The sequence below is a fragment of the Hymenobacter sp. YIM 151858-1 genome (genome assembly GCF_025979705.1).
Lineage (GTDB): Bacteria > Bacteroidota > Bacteroidia > Cytophagales > Hymenobacteraceae > Solirubrum.
The window spans coordinates 3,087,832-3,105,761 of sequence record NZ_CP110136.1 but is presented as its reverse complement, the minus strand read 5'-3'; the positions used below and the strand labels follow the sequence as shown (position 1 = coordinate 3,105,761).

The window sequence follows — 17,930 nt, the reverse complement described above, 5'->3', positions numbered from 1 at the left end:
GGTGCAAAACGCGGCGGCGCGCGGCGCCTTCACGGAAAATTCATGGTATAGTCTTTTTCATATGCCTGATGCGCACGCCAGCGCCGGCGCGATACGGTTTCGATGATTGTAGGTTGTTGTTTGAAGGGTTTTCAATGAAAAAAATATTTCTATGCGAAAAGTGGTAGTTGGACGTGTAAAGGATTAAAAAATTTTTAATTTGTCGGCCCCTTACTGCTTGTCAAGGACACATACAATTTCCTGTCACCTCCAAAACCCTACTCCATGCTCTACAAATACTCTGCCCTTGGGCTAGCCTTGCTAGGTAGTGCCGCCGCTATGGCGCAAACGGGCCCGCGCCCCACCGGGCGCATCAACGCGGCCGATGGCATGCCCGAGCTGGTGCATTTCTCGGCTGCCGGTGCCCGCTACCAGGATGCCCGCGCCGCCTTGCGCGCCACGCTGCCCCTCACCAGCCACGACGAAATGCGCGTCGCCCGCCTCGAAACCGACGGCGCCGGCATCAAGCACGAACGCTTTCAGCAGTATTTCAAGGGCGTGAAGGTGGAAAACGCTACCTACACCGCCCACAGCCGCAACGGCGAGGTGGAGGTAATCAGCGGCGACTTTGAGCAGCTGCCCACCACCCTGGAGGTGCGCCCGGCCGTATCGGCCGAGGCCGCGCTGCAGTCGGCCATGCGCTACGTGCGGGCCCGCCGCTACATGTGGCAAATGCCCAACGAGGCCGAGTTTGCGCGCGAATCGGAAGGCAAGAGCACGTTTAAGCCCAGCGGCGAGCTGGTAATCATGCGCAATACGCTGAGCATGGATGCCGCCAAAGCCGGCCAGCCCACGCTGGCCTGGAAGCTCGACGTGTACGCCGCCGAGCCCGTGAGCCGCGCCCACATTTACGTGGATGCCCAAACCGGCGAGGTAATTTCGCAGAACGACATCATCAAGCACGCGGCCACTACGGCCTCGTTTGCTACGGCTTACAGCGGCACCCGCTCGCTGGCCAACGAAAGCTACACCACCAGCACAGGCGCCACGGCCTACCGCCTGCGCTCCTACACCCGCGGCCTGGGCATCGAAACCTACAACTGCCGCAAGGGCAACAGCTACACCTCGGCGGTTGACTTTACCGATGCCGACAACAGCTGGACGGAGTACAACAACGCCAACTTCGACAACGTAGCCGGCGACGCGCACTTTGGCGCGCAGGCCACCTACGATTACTGGAAGAACGTGCACGGCCGCAACTCCTACGACAACGCCGGCGCCAAAATCAAGAGCTACATCCACTTCGACGACACGCCGGGCGACGGCGTAGGCTACGAAAACGCTTACTGGAACGGCTCGGTAATGACCTACGGCGACGGCGCCACGCGCTTCCGCCCGCTGACCTCGCTCGACGTGTGCGCCCACGAAATTGGCCACGCCGTGTGCGAAAAAACCGCCAACCTGGTGTACTCCAACGAGTCGGGCGCGATGAACGAAGGCTTCTCCGACATTTGGGGCGCCTGCATCGAGGCCTACGCCGTGGGCACGCTGGGCGCTACCTCGTCGGGCGTGAAGGCTAAATCGACCTGGCTGATCGGCGAAGAAATCGACAAGCAGCGCGCGGCGCTGCGCTCGATGAGCGACCCGAACTCGCAAAGCCAGCCCGATACCTACAAAGGTACCTACTGGTATACCGGCACCGGCGACAACGGCGGCGTGCACACCAACTCGGGCGTGCTCAATCACTGGTTCTACCGCCTGGCGGTGGGTGGCTCGGGCACCAACGACATCGGCAGTGCTTTCAACGTAACCGGCATCGGCATTGATGCCGCCGCCAAAATTGCCTACCGTACCGAAAGCGTGTACCTCACCTCGTCGAGCACCTACGCTTCGGCCCGTACCTACTCCATTCAGGCGGCCAAAGACCTGTACGGCGCCGGCTCGGCCCAGGAAATTGCCGTTACCAACGCGTGGTACGCCGTGGGTGTAGGCGCCGCTTACGGCGGTGGCAGCACCACGCCGCCCCCCACCACGGTTACGTACTGCGCCAGCAAAGGCAGTACCACCTACGAGTGGATTGACCTGGTACAGCTCGGCTCGATTAACCGCACCTCGGGCGCCAACGGCGGCTACTACGACGGCACGGCCCTGAGCACCTCGGTGGCAGCCGGCTCGTCGCAAACCATCTACTTCTCGGCGGGCTTTGCCTCCACGGCCTACACCGAGTATTGGAAGGTGTACATCGACTACAACAAGAACGGCGTGTTTACCGATGCCGGCGAACTGGTGGTATCCGGCTCGAGCAGCAGCACGGGTACGCTGAGCGCCAGCTTCACGGTGCCCACCACGGCCAAGAGCGGCGCTACCCGCCTGCGCGTGGTGATGAGCGACAACTCGGCCACCACCAGCTGCAACACCTACAGCTACGGCGAAACTGAGGACTACACCGTCAACATCACGGGCGGTACGGCCATTGCCGCCACCACCGTGGCCTCGCTCACGGGCACCGAAGCCCTCGGCAACGAAGAAGCCCGCACGGCCCGCGTATTCCCGAACCCGGCCAACGACTTCCTCAACATTGCGCTACCCGGCAACATGGCGGTGCAGTCGGTGCAGGTGTTTGATGCCCGCGGCGCCGAAGTACAGGTGCGCGTGCTGGAGCGCGGTCAGCTCGACGTGAGCAACCTGCGCGCCGGCATCTACCAGCTCAGCATTTCGGACGGGCAAAAGGCCTTCCGCTCGCGTTTCGTGAAGCAGTAATGCTCCGGTAAGCCATTGGCTTCGCAAAGCCCGCCGTGCCCTAGGTACGGCGGGCTTTTTGTTTGAGCACGAGGCGGGTAGTGGTACCTTTGTGCCCCCTTTTTGGGTCCGCCGCACCTAGGCGGCTTCACGCTCTTTTCCGCGCTTATGCACCTTGCCTTAGTTTCTTGCGATGCGCTGGCCCAGTACGCCGCTACCAACGTAGCCGCCGAAGACCAGCAGCTTGCCGATTACCTCCGCGCCCGCGGCATACAGGTTTCGTACGTTTCCTGGACGGACCCCAGCGTGCAATGGGAAGCCTTCGACGTGGCCGTACTAAAGTCGCCGTGGGACTACTTCGAGCGCCCGGCCGAGTTCCACAACTGGCTGAACGAGCTCGACGCCCGCGGCGTGCGCCTGCTCAACCCCACCGGCATTGTGCGCCACAACGCCGATAAGCTGTACCTGCGCGACATGGAGCAGGCCGGCGTACCTATCGTGCCCACGCACTGGCTGCCCCGCGGCAGCCGCGTGGAGCCCGCCGCCCTGCTGGCCGAACTCGGTACCGAGCGCCTCGTACTGAAGCCCACCGTGAGCGGTGGCGCTAAGGATACCTTTGCCCTAGGTCTGGCCGAGGCCCAAGCCGCCCAGGAGCAGCTGCAGGCTTTGGTTGACGAAGCCGATTTCATGGCCCAACCCTTCCTGCCTCAAATCCAGACCTCGGGCGAGTGGTCGTTGGTGTTTTTTGGCGGGCAGCTGAGCCACTGCGTGCGCAAAACCCCCAAGTCGGGCGACTTCCGGGTGCAGCACTTCCACGGCGGCGCCATCCACACCGAAACGCCGCCCGCGCCTATTCTGGCCGTAGCGCAAGACATCGTCGCTCGGTTTGCTGAGGACTGCCTGTATGCCCGCGTCGATGGGGTAGAGGCGCCCGACGGCGGTTTCTGGCTGATGGAGTTGGAAATGATTGAGCCCTTCCTGTACATGGATTCGGCGGGCGAGGCGGCGTACCAGCGCTACTACGAGGCGTTGCGGCGCCTTACGCAGCCAAGCGAGGTGGCCGCGCATTAGCGCAGTGTAGCCGCAGTAGCGCTCTACTTGCAGCTCAGAAACCGTAGCCCACAAAGCCTCCGTCAACCGAAAGCGTCTGGCCGGTGATGTAGCTGGCGGCGGGCAGGCTCAGGAAAGCCACCGCCGCGGCTACTTCGTGCGGCTCGCCGATGCGGCGCATGGGCGTGCGGCCGAGCACCTCTTGCAGGTAGCTCTCGTTGCTGAGCACCCCGGCGGCCAGCGGCGTGCTGATGTACCACGGCGCCACGCAGTTTACCCGGATGCCATCGGGGGCCCACTCGGCAGCCAGGTAGCGCGTGAGTTGCACCATAGCAGCTTTCGTCATGGCGTACACGGCGCCGGTGCGCACAGCCGTAAGCCCCGCCACCGACGAAATATTTACCACGCTGCCCTGCCCGCTGGCTTTCAGCAAGGGGTGGGCCAACTGGCACAGGTGAAAAGCCGAATCGAGGTTGGTTTGCATCACGTGGCGGTACTCGTCGTCGGAGTAGGCCGTGGTGGGCTTGCGGATGTTGGTGCCTACGTTGTTTACCAGCCCATCGAGCCGGCCAAACTGCGCCTGCACCTGCTCCACCAGGGTTTGCCGACCTAGGGGCGTGCTCACGTCGGCGGGCATGGCGTGGGCATCGAGGCCTTGCTGCTGCCAAGCGGCCACGGCCTGCTGCAGCGGCTCGGGCCGGCGCGCGGCCGCTACCACCGTGGCGCCAAAACCCATCAGCTCGGCCGCTACCGCCGCGCCAATGCCGGCCGAAGCGCCCGTTACCAGAAAAACACGGCCTTGCAACGACCACCGCGTGGCCGCATCAGCGGGAAAAGGCATAGTGGGCAATTGGTATTGAGTACTTAGTATTTGGTACTCAGTATGAAGCATGGTTTGTGCGGCGCGGCAAGTGAGCCTGCAACGGCGAAAGGCTGCCTGAGCGAACTTGTATCGGTAGTTGCAGTAACATCAGGTCGTCGTGATTTGGTGCTCAGTGCTCACTACTGAATACTCAATACCAACTACCAAACCCCACCTACTCACCTAGCTGATACTCGAGCTTCAGGGTAACGGTGCCGTAGCCGTCGTTGCGGTCGGGGTTGCCGCGCTGGCTGATGTCGTCGAGGTGGTCGGTGGTGGTGAAGCCGTACGCTGCCTCGGCCGTAAGCCAGAACCGCCGCGTCAGGAAAAACGACAGGCCGCCGCCCACGGGTATGGTAATGGCGGTGGCGGTGTAGTCGGGGCGCTCGGCCGCAAGGTAAGTGGTGGAGTTGGTGGGGCGCTCGGTGCCGTTGTAGGCCTTGGGGTTGTACAGCAGGTAGCCCACCCCGGCTTTCAGGAAAGGCTTTACAGGGGCAAAGCGGTTGCGCGTTCCGGCGTACCACGATGGGTCGCGCAGGGGCTCGTAGCGCACAAAGGCTGCCACGGCCAGGTTGTTGCCTCTGAAGGCCAGGTTGCGCTCGGGCAGTTGGTCGCGGGCGCCGATCTGAAACGCGGTGGCCTCGCCGCCCACGCTCCAGTGCGGGCGCCAGGTGTAGATCAGGCCCAGCTGCCCGGCCGGCCCGATAAAGTTGTCGCCCAGGCTCGCGGTCAGGTCGCCGTTGTACAGGGCAATGCCGCCCCCTGCCGATAGACGCAACGGCCCGCGGAAGAAAGCGCGGCCTTGCGCGTCGAAGTGGCGGCGCGGGGCCTGGGCCGCGGCTGCCAGCGGCGCCAACAAGGCCGCCCCGAGCAATAAGTTGGTGATGCGCACGTAGGAGAGGAATGGTAAGCAGCCCGCTTACGCCAGCGGCGCGGGCTGCGTTGTGAGTAAGGGGCCGCGGCCTACTTAAACAAGCCCTTGGGGTCGGGCATTTTGTCCTTGAGGCTGGTTACGAGCTCAAAGTCGACGCCGCTGAAATTGAGCGTGCTGCCCTTGTGCAACGACTCCCAGGCCCCGGCATACTCGTTTTGGTAGTACTGCACCCACGCCAGCTGCTGCCAGGCGTAGGCGCTGTTGGCATCGGCGGCCAGGGCTTTGCGCAGTTGCTCCTCGGCCGTCTTCAGGTCTTTGGCCTTTTTGGTTTGGCTGTAGCGCAGCAGGTAGCTGCTGCCTAGGTCGGTAAGCAGCTGGGCATTGTTGGGAGCCAGCGCCAGGCCTTGCCCGAACAAGCCGATGGCCTGATCGGGCGAAGTGGTGGCGGCCAGCAAGCCCAGGCCGCGGTAGGCTTCGGGGTTTTTAGGATCGAGCAGCCAGGCCAGGTTAAAGCGGTAGCGGGCCGTATCGGCCTGGCCCTCGGTGAGGTATTCGTAGCCTTTGTTGGCGAAAAACTGGCTAGCCTCGGCCCGCGACGGAAAGCTCTGCTCCAGGCCTTTGAGGTACGGCTCGCCCACCAGTTGCTGAGCGGCTTGCGGCGTGAGGCCGCCAAACAGCGGCAACAGCCGCCGCGCCGCCACCGACAGCTCGGCCGCACCGGCGCCTTTTACTTTGGTTTTGGCCTTTTGGGCCACGGCGGGGGCAGTTGCGCTCAGCAACAGGGCTGCCAGCGCCCCCATCAATACAGGGTATTTCATGAACTAAAGGTTTCGCCTTGCAGGGTAAAGGTAAGCCGCGCCCCATGCCCAGGCCACAGGCTAAACGCACCTAGGGGCTGCTGTAGTGCACGGCACCGCGCAAGCCGCACGGGCACAGCGGCAGAAGCGGCAATATTAGCACGGCTTTCGACACCAACCCTGCCGGGACTAGGCGCGTCTAAACCCTGGCTGCGCCACAGCAGTTACTTCGCTTCAAGGCCTGCCTCTCTACCGCCGCCCTTATGCCCGATACCTCTACCACCAACCCCACCGATACGCTGCGCCGCGAGCTGGGCCTGCTGCAGGCCACAGCCCTCAACATGATTGATATGGTGGGCATTGGGCCGTTTGTGGTGCTGCCGCTGATAATGCAGCTGCTCGGGCCGTACTTTATGTGGGCCTGGGTGGCGGGGGCGGTGCTCTCGGTGGTCGATGGGCTGATCTGGTCGGAGCTGGGCGCGGCGTACCCCGAGGCCGGCGGCTCGTACCGCTTCCTCAAGCTGGCTTACGGCGAGCATACCTGGGGCCGCCTGATGTCGTTTTTGTACGTGTGGCAAACCCTGGTGCAGGCGCCGCTGGTGGTGGCCTCGGGGGCCATAGGGTTTGCGCAGTACTTTGCCTACCTGGTGCCGTTGCCCGAGTGGTGGCAGCCCAAGCTGGTAAGCGGCACGGTAGTGCTGCTGCTGGTGGCGCTGCTGTACCGGCGAATTGGCTCGGTGGGCAAGCTGGGCGTGGCCTTGTGGGTGGGGGTGCTGGTGCTGCTGGTGGGCCTCATTGCCAGCGGCCTGCTGCTGGGCCGCGAGGCCGTGCCGTTTCCGCCGCTCACGCCCGTAGCCGCGGCCGATGCCGCCAAGGGCTGGTTTGTGCTGCCGGCGCTGGCCCTGGGTCAGGCCAGCGTCAAAACCATTTACAGCTACCTGGGCTACTACAACGTGTGCCACCTAGGGGCCGAAATCAGGCAGCCGGCGCGCATTATTCCGCGGGCTATTTTCCTGAGTATTCTGGGCATTGCCGTGCTGTACCTGCTGCTTAATTACAGCGTAGCGCGCGTGCTGCCCTGGGCCGAGGCAGCGCAGTCGGAGTTCATTGTAAGCACCTTTGTGGAGCGCCTGTTTGGGCACACGGCCGCATTGGCGGCCACGGCGCTGGTGCTGTGGGTGGCGTTTGCCTCGCTGTTTGCGGTGCTGCTGGGCTACTCCCGCATTCCGTACGCCGCCGCTGCCGATGGCGAGTTTCTGCCGGTGTTTGCGCGCCTGCATCCTACCAAGCACTTCCCGTACGTGTCGTTGCTGGTGCTGGGCGGGGCCGGGTTTGTGTTTAGCCTGCTGTTCAAGCTTTCCGAGGTCATCAGTGCCATTCTGGCCATGCGCATCCTGGTGCAGTTTGTGGGGCAGGCCGTGGGGCTGGTGCTGCTGCGGCGCCGGCGCGGCACTGCGGGTTTGCCCTTCCGGATGCCGCTATACCCTTTGCCGGTAATCGTAGCGGTGGTGGTGTGGCTGCTGGTTTTGTGGAGCACCGGGCTCTCGTTTATGCTTTCGGGCCTGACCGTTATTGCGGTGGGCGTAATGGTATTTCTGATCAGCAACTCGCGGCAGGGCCGCTGGCCTTTCGGGCGGCATTAAACAGGCCTTAATGCGGTTGATTGCGGGCTGTAGGATAGCTGCGCGGGCATATCAGGGGCGTAACTTTTCGGAAGAACAATTCAAATAAACTATCATTAAACAATTATTAATTATTAAATTATGTATGTTGTTGCCCCGCCTCGTACCACCCTTTACCCACCCATGCGCCATGTTACCAGCTTTCGACCGCGTTATCCTGGAAGGCCTGAACCAGTATGTGCACCAATCGGCTCTGTTCGATACGTTCATCGATTTTCTGAGCTACAACAACCTGCTGAAAGGTGCCCTGTTTACGGTGGTGCTGTGGTGGACGTGGTTTAAATGCGGCAACACGCCCAGCGGCAACGCCTGCCGCAGCATCGTAATTGGCGTGCTGGCCGGGTGTTTTATTGGCATGGCCGTTACCCGCACGCTCACGCACATTTTCCCGGAGCGGCCGCGCCCCCTGCACAATACCGAGCTGCAGCTCGAGCCCGTACACGCGCAGCTGCTCGCCGACTCGGCCGACAACAGCTCATTCCCGAGCGACCACGCCACCATCTTCTTCGCCCTGGCCACCGGCATGCTGTTCCTGTCGCGGCCCATTGGGGTGGCCTCGCTGCTCTACGTGGTGTTTTTTATCTGTGCGCCCCGCCTCTACCTAGGGCTGCATTACCCCACCGATTTGGTGGCCGGTGGCATTATTGGGGTGGCTACGGGCGTGGCGTCCAACCTGCCGGCCGTGCGCCAACGCTACTGGCTGCCCGTGGTGCAATGGCACTACAAGCATCAGAGTGCATTTTACGTAGGCTTCTTCCTGATGAGCTACCAGCTCGACGAGCTGTTTGCGGGCGTGCGCCAGCTGATGCACTTCGTGGCCAATGCCCTTTAAAAAAAACGGGTCGGCACCCTGCAAGCAGCTAACCAGCTGGCCGGTTTGCGCCCCTAGGTACTCCCGCGCCCCGTGGAGAAAAGAGGCTCAGCGAGTCATTTCGTTGGGCCCACCGCGGGTAGTAAACAACACCGGGCGCTGGGCGGCGCTGGTGCGCAGGTAGCGGGCCAAAAAAGCCTGGCTGTTGCGCAAGCGGGTTTCGGCGCGGTGCACCACGGCGGTTAGTTCGCGCACGGAGGCTTGGCGCGTTTCGTCCTCAAACACCACCGTGGCCAAAATACTCCGGGCTCGTTGCAAGCTGGCCGCCACGGGTGGCAGCATCTGTTGCAGCTGGGCGTCGGTTTTGCGGGGCTGAAACTGGTGGTTGTAGTAGTCGAAAAACGCGTTCAGTTGGGTAATGGCCTGCTGCGTGTGCTGCTGGGCCTCGTTGTAGGCCGCCAGCATGCGGTTGTGGCGGGTGGCGCGTTCGTTGTGCGCGCCAATGGCGTCTTCCAGCGAGATGGTATCCGGCGCCGTGCGCGGTTGCGCCTGAGCCCGCCCGGTGGTGGGGCGCAGCCACAAGCCGGCGGCTGCCAGCAGAATAAGTAAGCGGATAGGCATAAAACAGGGCATATGGAAAACGAAATTGGGCAAACCCAGCGACTGTTTCGCCAAGTTTGCCCAACGCTCGGAGAATTTACGGCTAACCGCGGCGCAGAACCTGCGCGGCCTCCTTGGCGAAGTACGTCAGGATAGCGTCGGCGCCGGCGCGCTTAATGCTCATCAGCACTTCCAGCATGGTCCGCTCGCCGTCGACCCAACCGTTTTGAGCGGCGGCTTTCACCATGGCGTACTCGCCCGATACGTTGTAGGCCGTTACGGGCAGCGTGGTGTTATCGCGCACGTCCCGAATCACGTCGAGGTAGCTCAGGGCGGGCTTAATCATCACCATGTCGGCGCCTTCCTGCTCGTCGAGGCGGAGCTCCCGGATGGCCTCGCGGCGGTTGGCCGGGTTCATCTGGTAGCTCTTCTTGTCGCCCTTTTTCGGGGCCGAACCTAGGGCGTCGCGGAAGGGGCCGTAGAACGCCGAGGCGTACTTGGCCGTGTAGCTCATGATGCTCACGTGCGAAAAGGCGTTGCGGTCGAGCACGTCGCGAATCCAGGCCACGCGGCCGTCCATCATGTCCGATGGGCCGATGATATCGGCGCCGGCGCGGGCCTGGGCCAGGGCCATCTGGCCGAGCACCTCCAGCGTGGCGTCGTTCATGATTTCGCCCGAGTCGGGGTCCACGATGCCGTCGTGGCCGTCGGAGGAGTAGGGGTCCATGGCCACGTCGGTCATGATTACCACCTCCGGAAATGCCTTTTTGATGCGCTCCACCGTGCGCACGTACAGCCCGTCGGGGTTATGGCTTTCTTTGGCCAGGCGGTCCTTCAGGCGGTCGTCGATGCTCGGGAACGGGGCAAACGCTTTGATGCCTAGGTCGACGCACTGGCCGATTTCATCAAGAAGGCGGTCGGCCGTAAAGCGCTGAATGCCCGGCATCGACGTTACCTCAACGGTTTTGTTTTCGCCCTCGATGAGAAACAGCGGGAAAATAAAGTCGTGCACCGACAGCGTCGTTTCCTGCACCATGTTGCGGATGACGTCGGACTTGCGGTTCCGCCGGGGGCGGTGGGTGGGGATTAGAGCCATAGGAAAGGTAGTTCAGCGGGGCAAAGATAAAGTCGGTGGCCAGAGCCCTACGTGCTACGGCAGGTTGCCGTTGACGAAGGTGCCGAACAGGCCCACCAGCGCGCCCGCGGCCACCAGCACCAGTGCCACCAGCAGGCCCAGCCAGCCGCCCAGCCATATACCCAACGCGATGCCGCCTATTGCGAAAACCCACCCCAGTATTTCCAGCCAGGTGCCACGGCTAAGGCTTTGTTGGGAGGGCAATCGGGCCGCGTTTTGGCTGACTAACTTCGGCCTGTACTGAGGTATGGTAGCGTGTAGCGCCCGTTGCGGCCCAGCCGGGCGGGCAGCCAAGCCCTGCAACGCCGGCCGGCAGGTACGCGCAATTCGAATTGACTGGTAGTGCCCAGGTTGCTGCGAGAGCGTTCTGCCTTCGGGGTAACTATCGGCATGGCTCTGCCGAAGCCCAGAGCGTTGCCGGGGCAATAGCGCTGAGCTTGCCCCGTTAGCGGCCTGGTGCTGAAGCAAGGCAGAAGAAGCCGCTACCGAATTAGCCGGCTTGGGCGCGGCCGATGGCACTTCGCCGGGGCCTGGGGCAAAGTAAAAAACGTGGCGGCCAGCCCGGCAGCTGCTAAGCAATAGCAGCAGTAGCAAGCAAGCACGAGTGGCCGTGTTCTGCATTGTTCGGTTCGTGAGTCTGACTTTGTAGCTGCAAGGCTAATCAAGCGAAGTCAAAAAGTACGGAATCGGGCATCAGCCAAAGGCCGGCTTACGGCTTTGCCGCCTTCGCAAAGCAACCGCCCAAAACGACATTGGCCCGGCATAGATGCCGGGCCAATCGCCATTAACCAAACCAAAATAATGTATTCCTATCGGCGGTTGCCTTTTGCCCTAGGTGCTGCCGGAGCTTCCGCGTCGGTGGCAGGCACCACCACGCGCGTGGGTTCGGGGCTCTGCGAGTCGTGCATCAGTACCACCCGCGTGCTGTCGGTATCGAGCATAGCCACGGCGGGCGCCGCGTGCGGGCCAAAAGCCGAGCGGCTGGTTTGGCAGCTGGCCAAACCTAGGGCCGAAATACCGAGAAGCAGGGCGTAACGAGCTAACATCGCAGGAGGATAAAAAGCAATACCAACGGCACAAACCTAGGCGTGCCACTGCCCGCAAACCGTGCTACTCGCCGAAAGCGTTCCGCAACGCTGCGAATTATCCTGTTGGCTAGCTGAATGGCTTGTTAAGTGCTTGACCTGCAGGTAAACCGGAGGTGTTGACTGCCTTCGAGGGATGCGCCAAGCCCCTGCTGATAAAACACAAGCGGACGACCTAGGGCAGGTCGTCCGCTTGCGGGAACTCGGGAAAAGCGGTGCGCTTAAAACGCCATAATCACCTGCTCGATGATGTCGCAGGCCTCGTGCAGCTGCTCCTCGGTAATCACCAGCGGCGGGGCAAACCGGATGATGTCGCCGTGGGTGGGCTTGGCCAGCACGCCGCGCTCCATCAGCGTCATGCACACATCCCAGGCGGTGCGGCCGTCGGGGGCGGGCTTGATTACCACAGCGTTCAGCAGGCCTTTGCCGCGCACCAGCTCCACTACCTCGGGGCGCTTGGCTTGCAGGCGCCGCATCCGTTCGCGGAACACCTCACCTAGGGCGCGGGCATTTTCAGTCAGCTTTTCTTCGAGCAGCACGTCGAGCGCCGCCATCAGCACCACGCAAGCCAGCGGGTTGCCGCCGAAGGTGGAGCCGTGCTGGCCGGGCTTAATGCCCAGCATGATTTCGTTGCGCGCCAAAACGGCCGACACCGGCAGCACGCCGCCGCTCAGGGCTTTGCCCAAAATCAGGATGTCGGCGTGCAGGCCCTCGTAGCACGAGGCCAGCAGCTCGCCGGTGCGGCCCAGGCCCGTCTGAATCTCGTCGGCAATCATCAGCACGTTGTGCTTTTTGCAGATGGCGTGCGCGTGGGCCAGGTAGCCATCCGACGGCACCACCACGCCCGCTTCGCCCTGAATGGGCTCAACCATGAAAGCGCACACGTGCGGCTCCTGCACGGCGGCTTCGAGGGCGGCCAGGTCGTCGTAGGGCACCACTTGGTAGCCGGGCATGTAAGGCCCGAAACCGCCGGTGCTGTCGGGGTCGGTGCTGAAGGAGATGATGCCCGTGGTGCGGCCGTGGAAGTTGTGCTCGGCCACGATGATGCGTGCCTGGTTGGGCGCAATGCCTTTTTGCTCGTAGCCCCAGCGGCGGGCCAGCTTCAGGGCAGTTTCTACGGCCTCGGCGCCCGAGTTCATCAGCAGGGCCTTGTCGTAGTTGAACAGCTCGCACAGGTACTTCTCGGCGCGGCCCAGCTGGTCGTTGAAGAAGGCCCGCGAGGTAAGCGTCAGCTTCTGGGCTTGCTCGATAAGCGCGCCAATGATGCGCGGGTGGCAGTGGCCCTGGTTTACGGCCGAGTACGCCGACAGAAAATCGTAGTAGTGCTTGCCTTCCACATCCCACAGGTGCACGCCTTCGCCGCGGCTCAGCACCACCGGCAGGGGGTGGTAGTTGTGCGCACCGTAGTGGTCTTCGAGCTGCATCAGGTCTTGGCTGCTCAGCTGAATGGGGGCGGCGGTAGCGGGAGGCGTGCTAACTGACATAGTGGGAAAATTTTGGAGAGCTAAAAAATCGGTGGGATGCCCAAAAGTACGGATTTCGGGTCGCGAAGGTGCGCCGAGGTAAGCGTCTCAAGAATAACAAAATAGCCGCCGCGCCGTGAACTTCACATGCCTGACCCCTAACTCCGGCTGAGCTTCGGGTACCTGACGTTCAGCCGCGAAGGCCCGCTGCCGGTGCTGAAGCACAGCCCGCCAACAGCGCACGGAAGGAGCCGGGGCCGGGTGCCCGGAAAGCGGCGCGCACCTCGGCATTGGTTGGTACCTTTGCCCGGCAACCAACCCCTTGCTTTCCAGCACATGCAATCCATCCACCACCCCGATGCGCCCAAAGCCGTTGGGCCCTACTCGCAGGCCATTGTAACGGGCGGCCTGGTGTTCTGCTCTGGCCAAACGCCGCTCAATCCCCAAACCATGCAGCTCGAGGGCACTACCATCGAGGTGCAAACCCGGCAGGCGCTGGCCAACCTAGGTACGGTGCTGTCGGCGCACGGCCTGGGGCTGCAGGATATCGTAAAGACGACCGTGTTCCTGAAAAACTTCGCCGATTTTCAGCGCATGAATGCCGTGTACGCCGAGGTGTTTGGGGAGCACCGCCCGGCCCGCACCACGGTCGAAGTATCGCGCCTGCCGCTCGAAGCATTGGTCGAGATTGAATGTATTGCCGCCGTTCGGGGTTAAGGGAGCCGCATGAAAGCCAAACCCCAGCCGCTGCAACCCGGCGACTTTTACTACACCCCCGAGGGCTACATGGTGTTTACCGAGCAGTACCACCTGCGCCGCGGCAATTGCTGCGGCAGCGGCTGCCGCCATTGCCCCTGGAAGGCCAAAAAAGCCCTAAAGCGCTAGGTGCGGCGGCGTCTCAGCCCAATAGGCAACGAGCTCTGCCTCATGAATTTTCGGTAGAAGTTTGACTAATCCAGAGTTTTGCCGATATTTGCGCCCCTGTTTCCCGCATTGTCATCTCAAGTAACACATAGCCATGGCCCGAGTTTGTGATCTGACCGGCAAGCGCACGCGCGTTGGTAACAACGTATCGCACGCCAACAACAAGACCAAGCGCAAGTTCTACCCGAACCTGCAGAAGAAGCGTTTCTACATCCCCGAGGAGGATGCATGGGTTACCCTGCGCGTAGCCGCTTCTACCATCCGCACGATCAACAAGAACGGCATCATGGCCGTGTTGAAAAAAGCCAAGCAAGAAGGCTACGTAGTTTACTAAGCTACGACGCGTGCCCGAATTCGGGCGCATGGCTTACTGCATATCCGGAAGCGAGATTTTGGCCGAAGTTGCCGCCTGTGGCGCGCAACCTTCGGCCAAAATCTCGCTTCTTTGGCTTTAGCTGCGCAACTATTCTGCTCTACCGTACTACGCACCTGCCTCGCTGCGGCTTTTGTTATGCTCCGAACCCCGTTGTGGCTCCGCCAAGGAGCTTTCGCCCTGCTTTGCCTAGGTGCTCTGGGCCTCGAACCTGCCCAGGCCCAGCGGCCGGCCAGCCCCGAGCGCCCCACCGATTTTTTAAGCCCTGCCTTTCATAAGGGGCGGCGCGAACTGCTGCGCCAGCAAATGCCCGCCGGCTCGGTAGCGGTGCTGTTTGCCGCGCCGGTGCGCAACCGCGCCAACGACGTCAGCTACATCTACCACCAGCACCCCGACCTGTACTACCTCACGGGCTACACCGAGCCTGATGCCGTGCTCGTGCTGTTCAAAGAGCCGCAGAACCTGGGCGGCCAAACCGGAGTAACGGAGGCGCTGTACGTGCAGCCCCGCAACGCCGCCCGCGAAATGTGGACGGGCCGCCGCCTAGGTAAGGACGGCGCCAAGCAGCAACTGGGCCTGCAGTACACTGCCGACAACACCGAGTTTGCCGCGGCCCCCGTTCAGTGGGGCAGCTTTGGCCAGGTGCTGATGCTGACGTTGCCGGCCGATGCTGCCAACGACCCGCGCAACCCCGCCGACCTCACCGACCTGGTGGCCAGTTTCCGGCAAAAAGCCAATTTGCCCGCCGATTTCAGCCCGGCCGTAGGCGAAGCGCACAAAATGATTCAGCGCTACGGCACCGCCAACGCTGCCGAGCTGCGGCCTTACCTCACCGGTATGGCAGCCTCGCAGCCCCAGCTGGCTGCCGATGCCTACGTACAGGCCTATCTGAAAGCCGAAACCGACGCCGACCGGCAGAAGGTGGTAGCCTCGCGGCCGGCCTCGCGCTTCGACGCCACCACCCTCGACGAACTGCTAAGCCAGCTGCGCGAAGTGAAAACGCCGGAGGAGATAAAGCTGCTGCGGCAAGCGGTGCGCATTTCGGCAGTGGGGCAGCAGGAGGTGATGAAGGCCACCAAGCCCGACATGGGCGAAATGGAAATACAAGGCCTGCACGAGTACGTGTACAAAAAGTACGGTGCCGAGTTCGAGGGCTACCCCAGCATTGTGGGCGCCGGCAACAACGCCTGCGTGCTGCACTACGAAACCAACGACAAGCCGCGCATCGGCAACGAGCTGCTGCTGATGGATTGCGGCGCCGAGTACCACGGCTACACCGCCGACGTAACGCGCACCATACCGCCTTCGGGCAAGTTTTCGCCGGCGCAGCGCGAGATTTACGAGCTAGTGCTGGCCGCTCAGGAAGCCAGCTTCAAAGAGTGCAAACCCGGCGCCGATTTTCAGGCCCCGCACAAAGCCGCGCAGGCCGTAATTACCGAGGGGCTGAAGCGCCTAGGCATCATCAAAACCGATGCGGAGGTGCGCCGTTATTTCCCGCACGGCACCTCGCACTACCTAGGGCTCGATGTGCACGACCGCGGCACCTACGGCCCGCTGCAGGCCGGCAACGTGATTACCGTGGAGCCGGGTATCTACATCCCCGAGGGCAGCCCCTGCGACAAGAAATGGTGGAACATCGGGGTGCGCATCGAAGACGACCTGCTCATTACCTCGTCGGGCTACGATAACCTGTCGAAGGAAGCGCCCCGCACCGTAGCCGATATTGAGGCGCTAATGGCCAAGCCCAGCGCCCTCGACGACTTCAGGCTGCCCAAATTGTAAGGCCGTGCGAAAGTTTTTGCTTGTGCTACTTGTGGCCGCGGAAGCAGCTAAAGGCTGATTATTACCGGGCAACAACAAACAACCAAAAACCAATTCACTCAGCTATTTGACTTTGTCGAAACAACTCGTATCTTTGCAGTCCTAAAATCGAAACCCACGTCCTGACTGTATCACGATGGCCAAGAAAGGAAACCGGGTGCAGGTAATCCTGGAGTGCACCGAGCACAAGAACTCGGGCCAGCCGGGCACCTCGCGCTACATCACCACGAAGAACCGGAAAAATACGCCGGAGCGCATTGAGTTGAAGAAATACAACTCGGTGCTCAAGAAAATGACCGTCCACAAGGAAATCAAGTAAGCTGAGTCATGGCAAAGAAAGTAGTTGCTACGCTGAAGACTTCGGGCGGTAAGGACTGGGCCAAGGTTATCCGCGCCGTCCGTTCGCCCAAAACCGGTGCCTACACCTTCAAAGAAGAGATGGTGCCCGTTGACAAGGTGCAGGAGTTCCTCGCTTCTGGCAGCAAGTAAGACCTTATCGGGTGCGTACGGTCGAACGGCTGTGCCAACGCTCATCCGGTTCCCTTCGGGGCAGCCGCTACGCACTCGTCTGATAGTGAAGAAGTCCCGCCTTTTCGTGGGACTTTTTTGCGTTGTTAGGGCTTGGTGATTAGGGCTTAGGTCTTAGTTGCGTGCCCTTGGCCGCCAAAGCCAGCCCTAGTGGCCTGGCGTGCTGCACTAAATACCAAGACCTAATCCCTAAGACCTAAACATGGGCCTTTTCGATTTCTTTAAGAAAGACAAGGAAAATCAGGAGCAGCGCGAATCGCTGGACAAAGGGCTGGAGAAAACCAAAACCAGCTTTTTTGACCAGCTGAGCAAAGCCGTAGTGGGCAAAAGCTCCGTCGATGAAGAGGTGCTCGACGACCTCGAATCGGTGCTGGTGCACGCCGATGTAGGCATTGATACCACCGTGAAGGTGATTGACCGCATCGAGAAGCGCGTGGCGCGCGACAAGTACGTGGGCACCTCGGAACTCGACCGCATCCTGCGCGAAGAAATTGCCGACCTGCTCCAGAAAAACGACTCCGGCTCCACGGCCGTGCTCGAGCGCGCCGACCGCGAAGGCGCCAACGGCCAGCCGTTCGTGATAATGGTGGTGGGCGTGAACGGGGTGGGCAAAACCACCACCATTGGCAAGCTCGCGCACCGTTTCCACTCGGCCGGTAAAAAGGTGGTGCTAGGTGCCGCCGATACCTTCCGGGCCGCGGCCGTCGATCAGCTCATCATCTGGGGGCAGCGCGTGGGCGTACCGGTGATTTCGCACGGCATGAACACCGACCCGGCTTCCGTGGCCTACGATGCCGTAAAGAAGGGCGTGGAGATGCAGGCAGACGTGGTCATCATCGACACGGCCGGCCGCCTGCACAACAAGGTGAACCTGATGAACGAGCTGAGCAAGATCAAGCGCGTGATGCAGAAGGTAATTCCCGATGCGCCGCACGAGGTGCTGCTGGTGCTCGACGGCAGCACGGGCCAGAACGCGTTTCTGCAAGCCAAGGAGTTCACCAAAGCCACCGAGGTTTCGGCCCTGGCCATTACCAAGCTCGACGGCACCGCCAAAGGCGGCGTGGTAATCGGCATTTCCGACCAGCTGAACGTGCCGGTGCGCTACATCGGCGTAGGCGAAAAGATGACGGACCTGCAGCTGTTCGACCGGCGTACGTTCGTCGACTCGTTGTTCTCGAAGAAGTAAGCGTACCTAGGTGCGTACCCG

Annotated in this window: 19 protein-coding genes; 11 read left to right on the top strand and 8 right to left on the bottom strand. The window is 61.9% G+C overall.

The genetic code is table 11. The annotated features are described in order from the left end of the window. The first annotated feature begins 264 nt into the window (after window positions 1-264). Window positions 265-2,739, top strand: coding sequence for a M4 family metallopeptidase (locus OIS50_RS13800; RefSeq protein WP_264691217.1), 2,475 nt, complete (start codon window positions 265-267; stop codon window positions 2,737-2,739). A gap of 147 nt (window positions 2,740-2,886) precedes the next feature. After that, complete coding sequence (locus OIS50_RS13795; RefSeq protein ID WP_264691216.1) at window positions 2,887-3,789, top strand: ATP-grasp domain-containing protein; 903 nt, start codon at window positions 2,887-2,889, stop codon at window positions 3,787-3,789. 34 nt (window positions 3,790-3,823) lie between these two features. Here OIS50_RS13795 and OIS50_RS13790 read toward each other — a convergent pair whose 3' ends face one another. The 3 genes from OIS50_RS13790 to OIS50_RS13780 form a co-directional block, all read right to left on the bottom strand. Further along, window positions 3,824-4,609 (bottom strand): SDR family oxidoreductase, encoded by a 786-nt coding sequence (locus tag OIS50_RS13790; RefSeq protein WP_264691215.1) that lies wholly within the window; start codon window positions 4,607-4,609, stop codon window positions 3,824-3,826. A gap of 196 nt (window positions 4,610-4,805) precedes the next feature. Next, window positions 4,806-5,522, bottom strand: coding sequence for an outer membrane beta-barrel protein (locus tag OIS50_RS13785; protein WP_264691214.1), 717 nt, complete (start codon window positions 5,520-5,522; stop codon window positions 4,806-4,808). A gap of 71 nt (window positions 5,523-5,593) precedes the next feature. Continuing rightward, window positions 5,594-6,322, bottom strand: coding sequence for a tetratricopeptide repeat protein (locus tag OIS50_RS13780; protein WP_264691213.1), 729 nt, complete (start codon window positions 6,320-6,322; stop codon window positions 5,594-5,596). Between the two features lie 242 nt (window positions 6,323-6,564). On the opposite strand from OIS50_RS13780, the gene OIS50_RS13775 reads away from it, so the two are divergent. Then, window positions 6,565-7,944 carry an APC family permease gene (locus OIS50_RS13775; protein ID WP_264691212.1) on the top strand — a complete coding sequence of 460 codons (1,380 nt, stop codon included), beginning with the start codon at window positions 6,565-6,567 and terminating at the stop codon, window positions 7,942-7,944. A 169-nt stretch (window positions 7,945-8,113) separates the two neighbouring features. Further along, a complete protein-coding gene (locus OIS50_RS13770; RefSeq protein ID WP_264691211.1) occupies window positions 8,114-8,815 on the top strand; it encodes a phosphatase PAP2 family protein in 702 nt (233 codons plus the stop codon). A gap of 87 nt (window positions 8,816-8,902) precedes the next feature. On the opposite strand, the gene OIS50_RS13765 is transcribed toward OIS50_RS13770, so the two are convergent. The 5 genes from OIS50_RS13765 to rocD all read right to left on the bottom strand — a co-directional run bounded on the left by OIS50_RS13765 (window position 8,903) and on the right by rocD (window position 13,098). After that, the gene (locus OIS50_RS13765) at window positions 8,903-9,415 is read right to left on the bottom strand and encodes a hypothetical protein (protein ID WP_264691210.1); all 513 of its coding nucleotides are present in this window, start codon (window positions 9,413-9,415) and stop codon (window positions 8,903-8,905) included. Between the two features lie 82 nt (window positions 9,416-9,497). Next, window positions 9,498-10,490 (bottom strand): porphobilinogen synthase, encoded by a 993-nt coding sequence (gene hemB / locus OIS50_RS13760; RefSeq protein WP_264691209.1) that lies wholly within the window; start codon window positions 10,488-10,490, stop codon window positions 9,498-9,500. 54 nt (window positions 10,491-10,544) lie between these two features. Beyond that, window positions 10,545-10,733, bottom strand: coding sequence for a hypothetical protein (locus OIS50_RS13755; protein WP_264691208.1), 189 nt, complete (start codon window positions 10,731-10,733; stop codon window positions 10,545-10,547). Window positions 10,734-11,338: 605 nt separating this feature from the next. Further along, window positions 11,339-11,575 (bottom strand): hypothetical protein, encoded by a 237-nt coding sequence (locus OIS50_RS13750; protein WP_264691207.1) that lies wholly within the window; start codon window positions 11,573-11,575, stop codon window positions 11,339-11,341. 260 nt (window positions 11,576-11,835) lie between these two features. Beyond that, on the bottom strand, window positions 11,836-13,098 hold the full coding sequence (gene rocD, locus OIS50_RS13745) for an ornithine--oxo-acid transaminase (RefSeq protein WP_264691206.1): 1,263 nt from the start codon (window positions 13,096-13,098) through the stop codon (window positions 11,836-11,838). Between the two features lie 315 nt (window positions 13,099-13,413). On the opposite strand from rocD, the gene OIS50_RS13740 reads away from it, so the two are divergent. The 7 genes from OIS50_RS13740 (at window position 13,414) to ftsY (ending at window position 17,909) form a co-directional block, all read left to right on the top strand. Beyond that, window positions 13,414-13,794, top strand: coding sequence for a RidA family protein (locus OIS50_RS13740; RefSeq protein WP_264691205.1), 381 nt, complete (start codon window positions 13,414-13,416; stop codon window positions 13,792-13,794). Between the two features lie 9 nt (window positions 13,795-13,803). Further along, window positions 13,804-13,962 carry a DUF5522 domain-containing protein gene (locus OIS50_RS13735; protein ID WP_160328134.1) on the top strand — a complete coding sequence of 53 codons (159 nt, stop codon included), beginning with the start codon at window positions 13,804-13,806 and terminating at the stop codon, window positions 13,960-13,962. A gap of 133 nt (window positions 13,963-14,095) precedes the next feature. Continuing rightward, a complete protein-coding gene (gene rpmB / locus OIS50_RS13730; protein ID WP_059068864.1) occupies window positions 14,096-14,335 on the top strand; it encodes a 50S ribosomal protein L28 in 240 nt (79 codons plus the stop codon). A 177-nt stretch (window positions 14,336-14,512) separates the two neighbouring features. Further along, window positions 14,513-16,156 carry an aminopeptidase P family protein gene (locus OIS50_RS13725; RefSeq protein ID WP_264691204.1) on the top strand — a complete coding sequence of 548 codons (1,644 nt, stop codon included), beginning with the start codon at window positions 14,513-14,515 and terminating at the stop codon, window positions 16,154-16,156. A 175-nt stretch (window positions 16,157-16,331) separates the two neighbouring features. Next, a complete protein-coding gene (gene rpmG, locus OIS50_RS13720) occupies window positions 16,332-16,514 on the top strand; it encodes a 50S ribosomal protein L33 (RefSeq protein ID WP_059068866.1) in 183 nt (60 codons plus the stop codon). 8 nt (window positions 16,515-16,522) lie between these two features. After that, a complete protein-coding gene (locus tag OIS50_RS13715; protein ID WP_078062888.1) occupies window positions 16,523-16,684 on the top strand; it encodes a DUF4295 domain-containing protein in 162 nt (53 codons plus the stop codon). Window positions 16,685-16,925: 241 nt separating this feature from the next. Then, complete coding sequence (gene ftsY, locus OIS50_RS13710; protein WP_264691203.1) at window positions 16,926-17,909, top strand: signal recognition particle-docking protein FtsY; 984 nt, start codon at window positions 16,926-16,928, stop codon at window positions 17,907-17,909. The last annotated feature ends 21 nt before the right edge of the window (window positions 17,910-17,930 follow it).

Bases quoted from the DNA above. Each gene is read 5' to 3' on its own strand.
- OIS50_RS13750 (WP_264691207.1), bottom strand. From the start codon at position 11,575: ATGTTAGCTCGTTACGCCCTGCTTCTCGGTATTTCGGCCCTAGGTTTG.
- OIS50_RS13795 (WP_264691216.1), top strand. From the start codon at position 2,887: ATGCACCTTGCCTTAGTTTCTTGCGATGCGCTGGCCCAGTACGCCGCT.
- ftsY (WP_264691203.1), top strand. From the start codon at position 16,926: ATGGGCCTTTTCGATTTCTTTAAGAAAGACAAGGAAAATCAGGAGCAG.
- hemB (WP_264691209.1), bottom strand. From the start codon at position 10,490: ATGGCTCTAATCCCCACCCACCGCCCCCGGCGGAACCGCAAGTCCGAC.
- rpmG (WP_059068866.1), top strand. From the start codon at position 16,332: ATGGCCAAGAAAGGAAACCGGGTGCAGGTAATCCTGGAGTGCACCGAG.
- OIS50_RS13770 (WP_264691211.1), top strand. From the start codon at position 8,114: ATGTTACCAGCTTTCGACCGCGTTATCCTGGAAGGCCTGAACCAGTAT.
- OIS50_RS13765 (WP_264691210.1), bottom strand. From the start codon at position 9,415: ATGCCTATCCGCTTACTTATTCTGCTGGCAGCCGCCGGCTTGTGGCTG.
- OIS50_RS13790 (WP_264691215.1), bottom strand. From the start codon at position 4,609: ATGCCTTTTCCCGCTGATGCGGCCACGCGGTGGTCGTTGCAAGGCCGT.
- OIS50_RS13800 (WP_264691217.1), top strand. From the start codon at position 265: ATGCTCTACAAATACTCTGCCCTTGGGCTAGCCTTGCTAGGTAGTGCC.
- OIS50_RS13780 (WP_264691213.1), bottom strand. From the start codon at position 6,322: ATGAAATACCCTGTATTGATGGGGGCGCTGGCAGCCCTGTTGCTGAGC.
- OIS50_RS13725 (WP_264691204.1), top strand. From the start codon at position 14,513: ATGCTCCGAACCCCGTTGTGGCTCCGCCAAGGAGCTTTCGCCCTGCTT.
- OIS50_RS13715 (WP_078062888.1), top strand. From the start codon at position 16,523: ATGGCAAAGAAAGTAGTTGCTACGCTGAAGACTTCGGGCGGTAAGGAC.
- OIS50_RS13775 (WP_264691212.1), top strand. From the start codon at position 6,565: ATGCCCGATACCTCTACCACCAACCCCACCGATACGCTGCGCCGCGAG.
- rpmB (WP_059068864.1), top strand. From the start codon at position 14,096: ATGGCCCGAGTTTGTGATCTGACCGGCAAGCGCACGCGCGTTGGTAAC.
- rocD (WP_264691206.1), bottom strand. From the start codon at position 13,098: ATGTCAGTTAGCACGCCTCCCGCTACCGCCGCCCCCATTCAGCTGAGC.
- OIS50_RS13740 (WP_264691205.1), top strand. From the start codon at position 13,414: ATGCAATCCATCCACCACCCCGATGCGCCCAAAGCCGTTGGGCCCTAC.
- OIS50_RS13735 (WP_160328134.1), top strand. From the start codon at position 13,804: ATGAAAGCCAAACCCCAGCCGCTGCAACCCGGCGACTTTTACTACACC.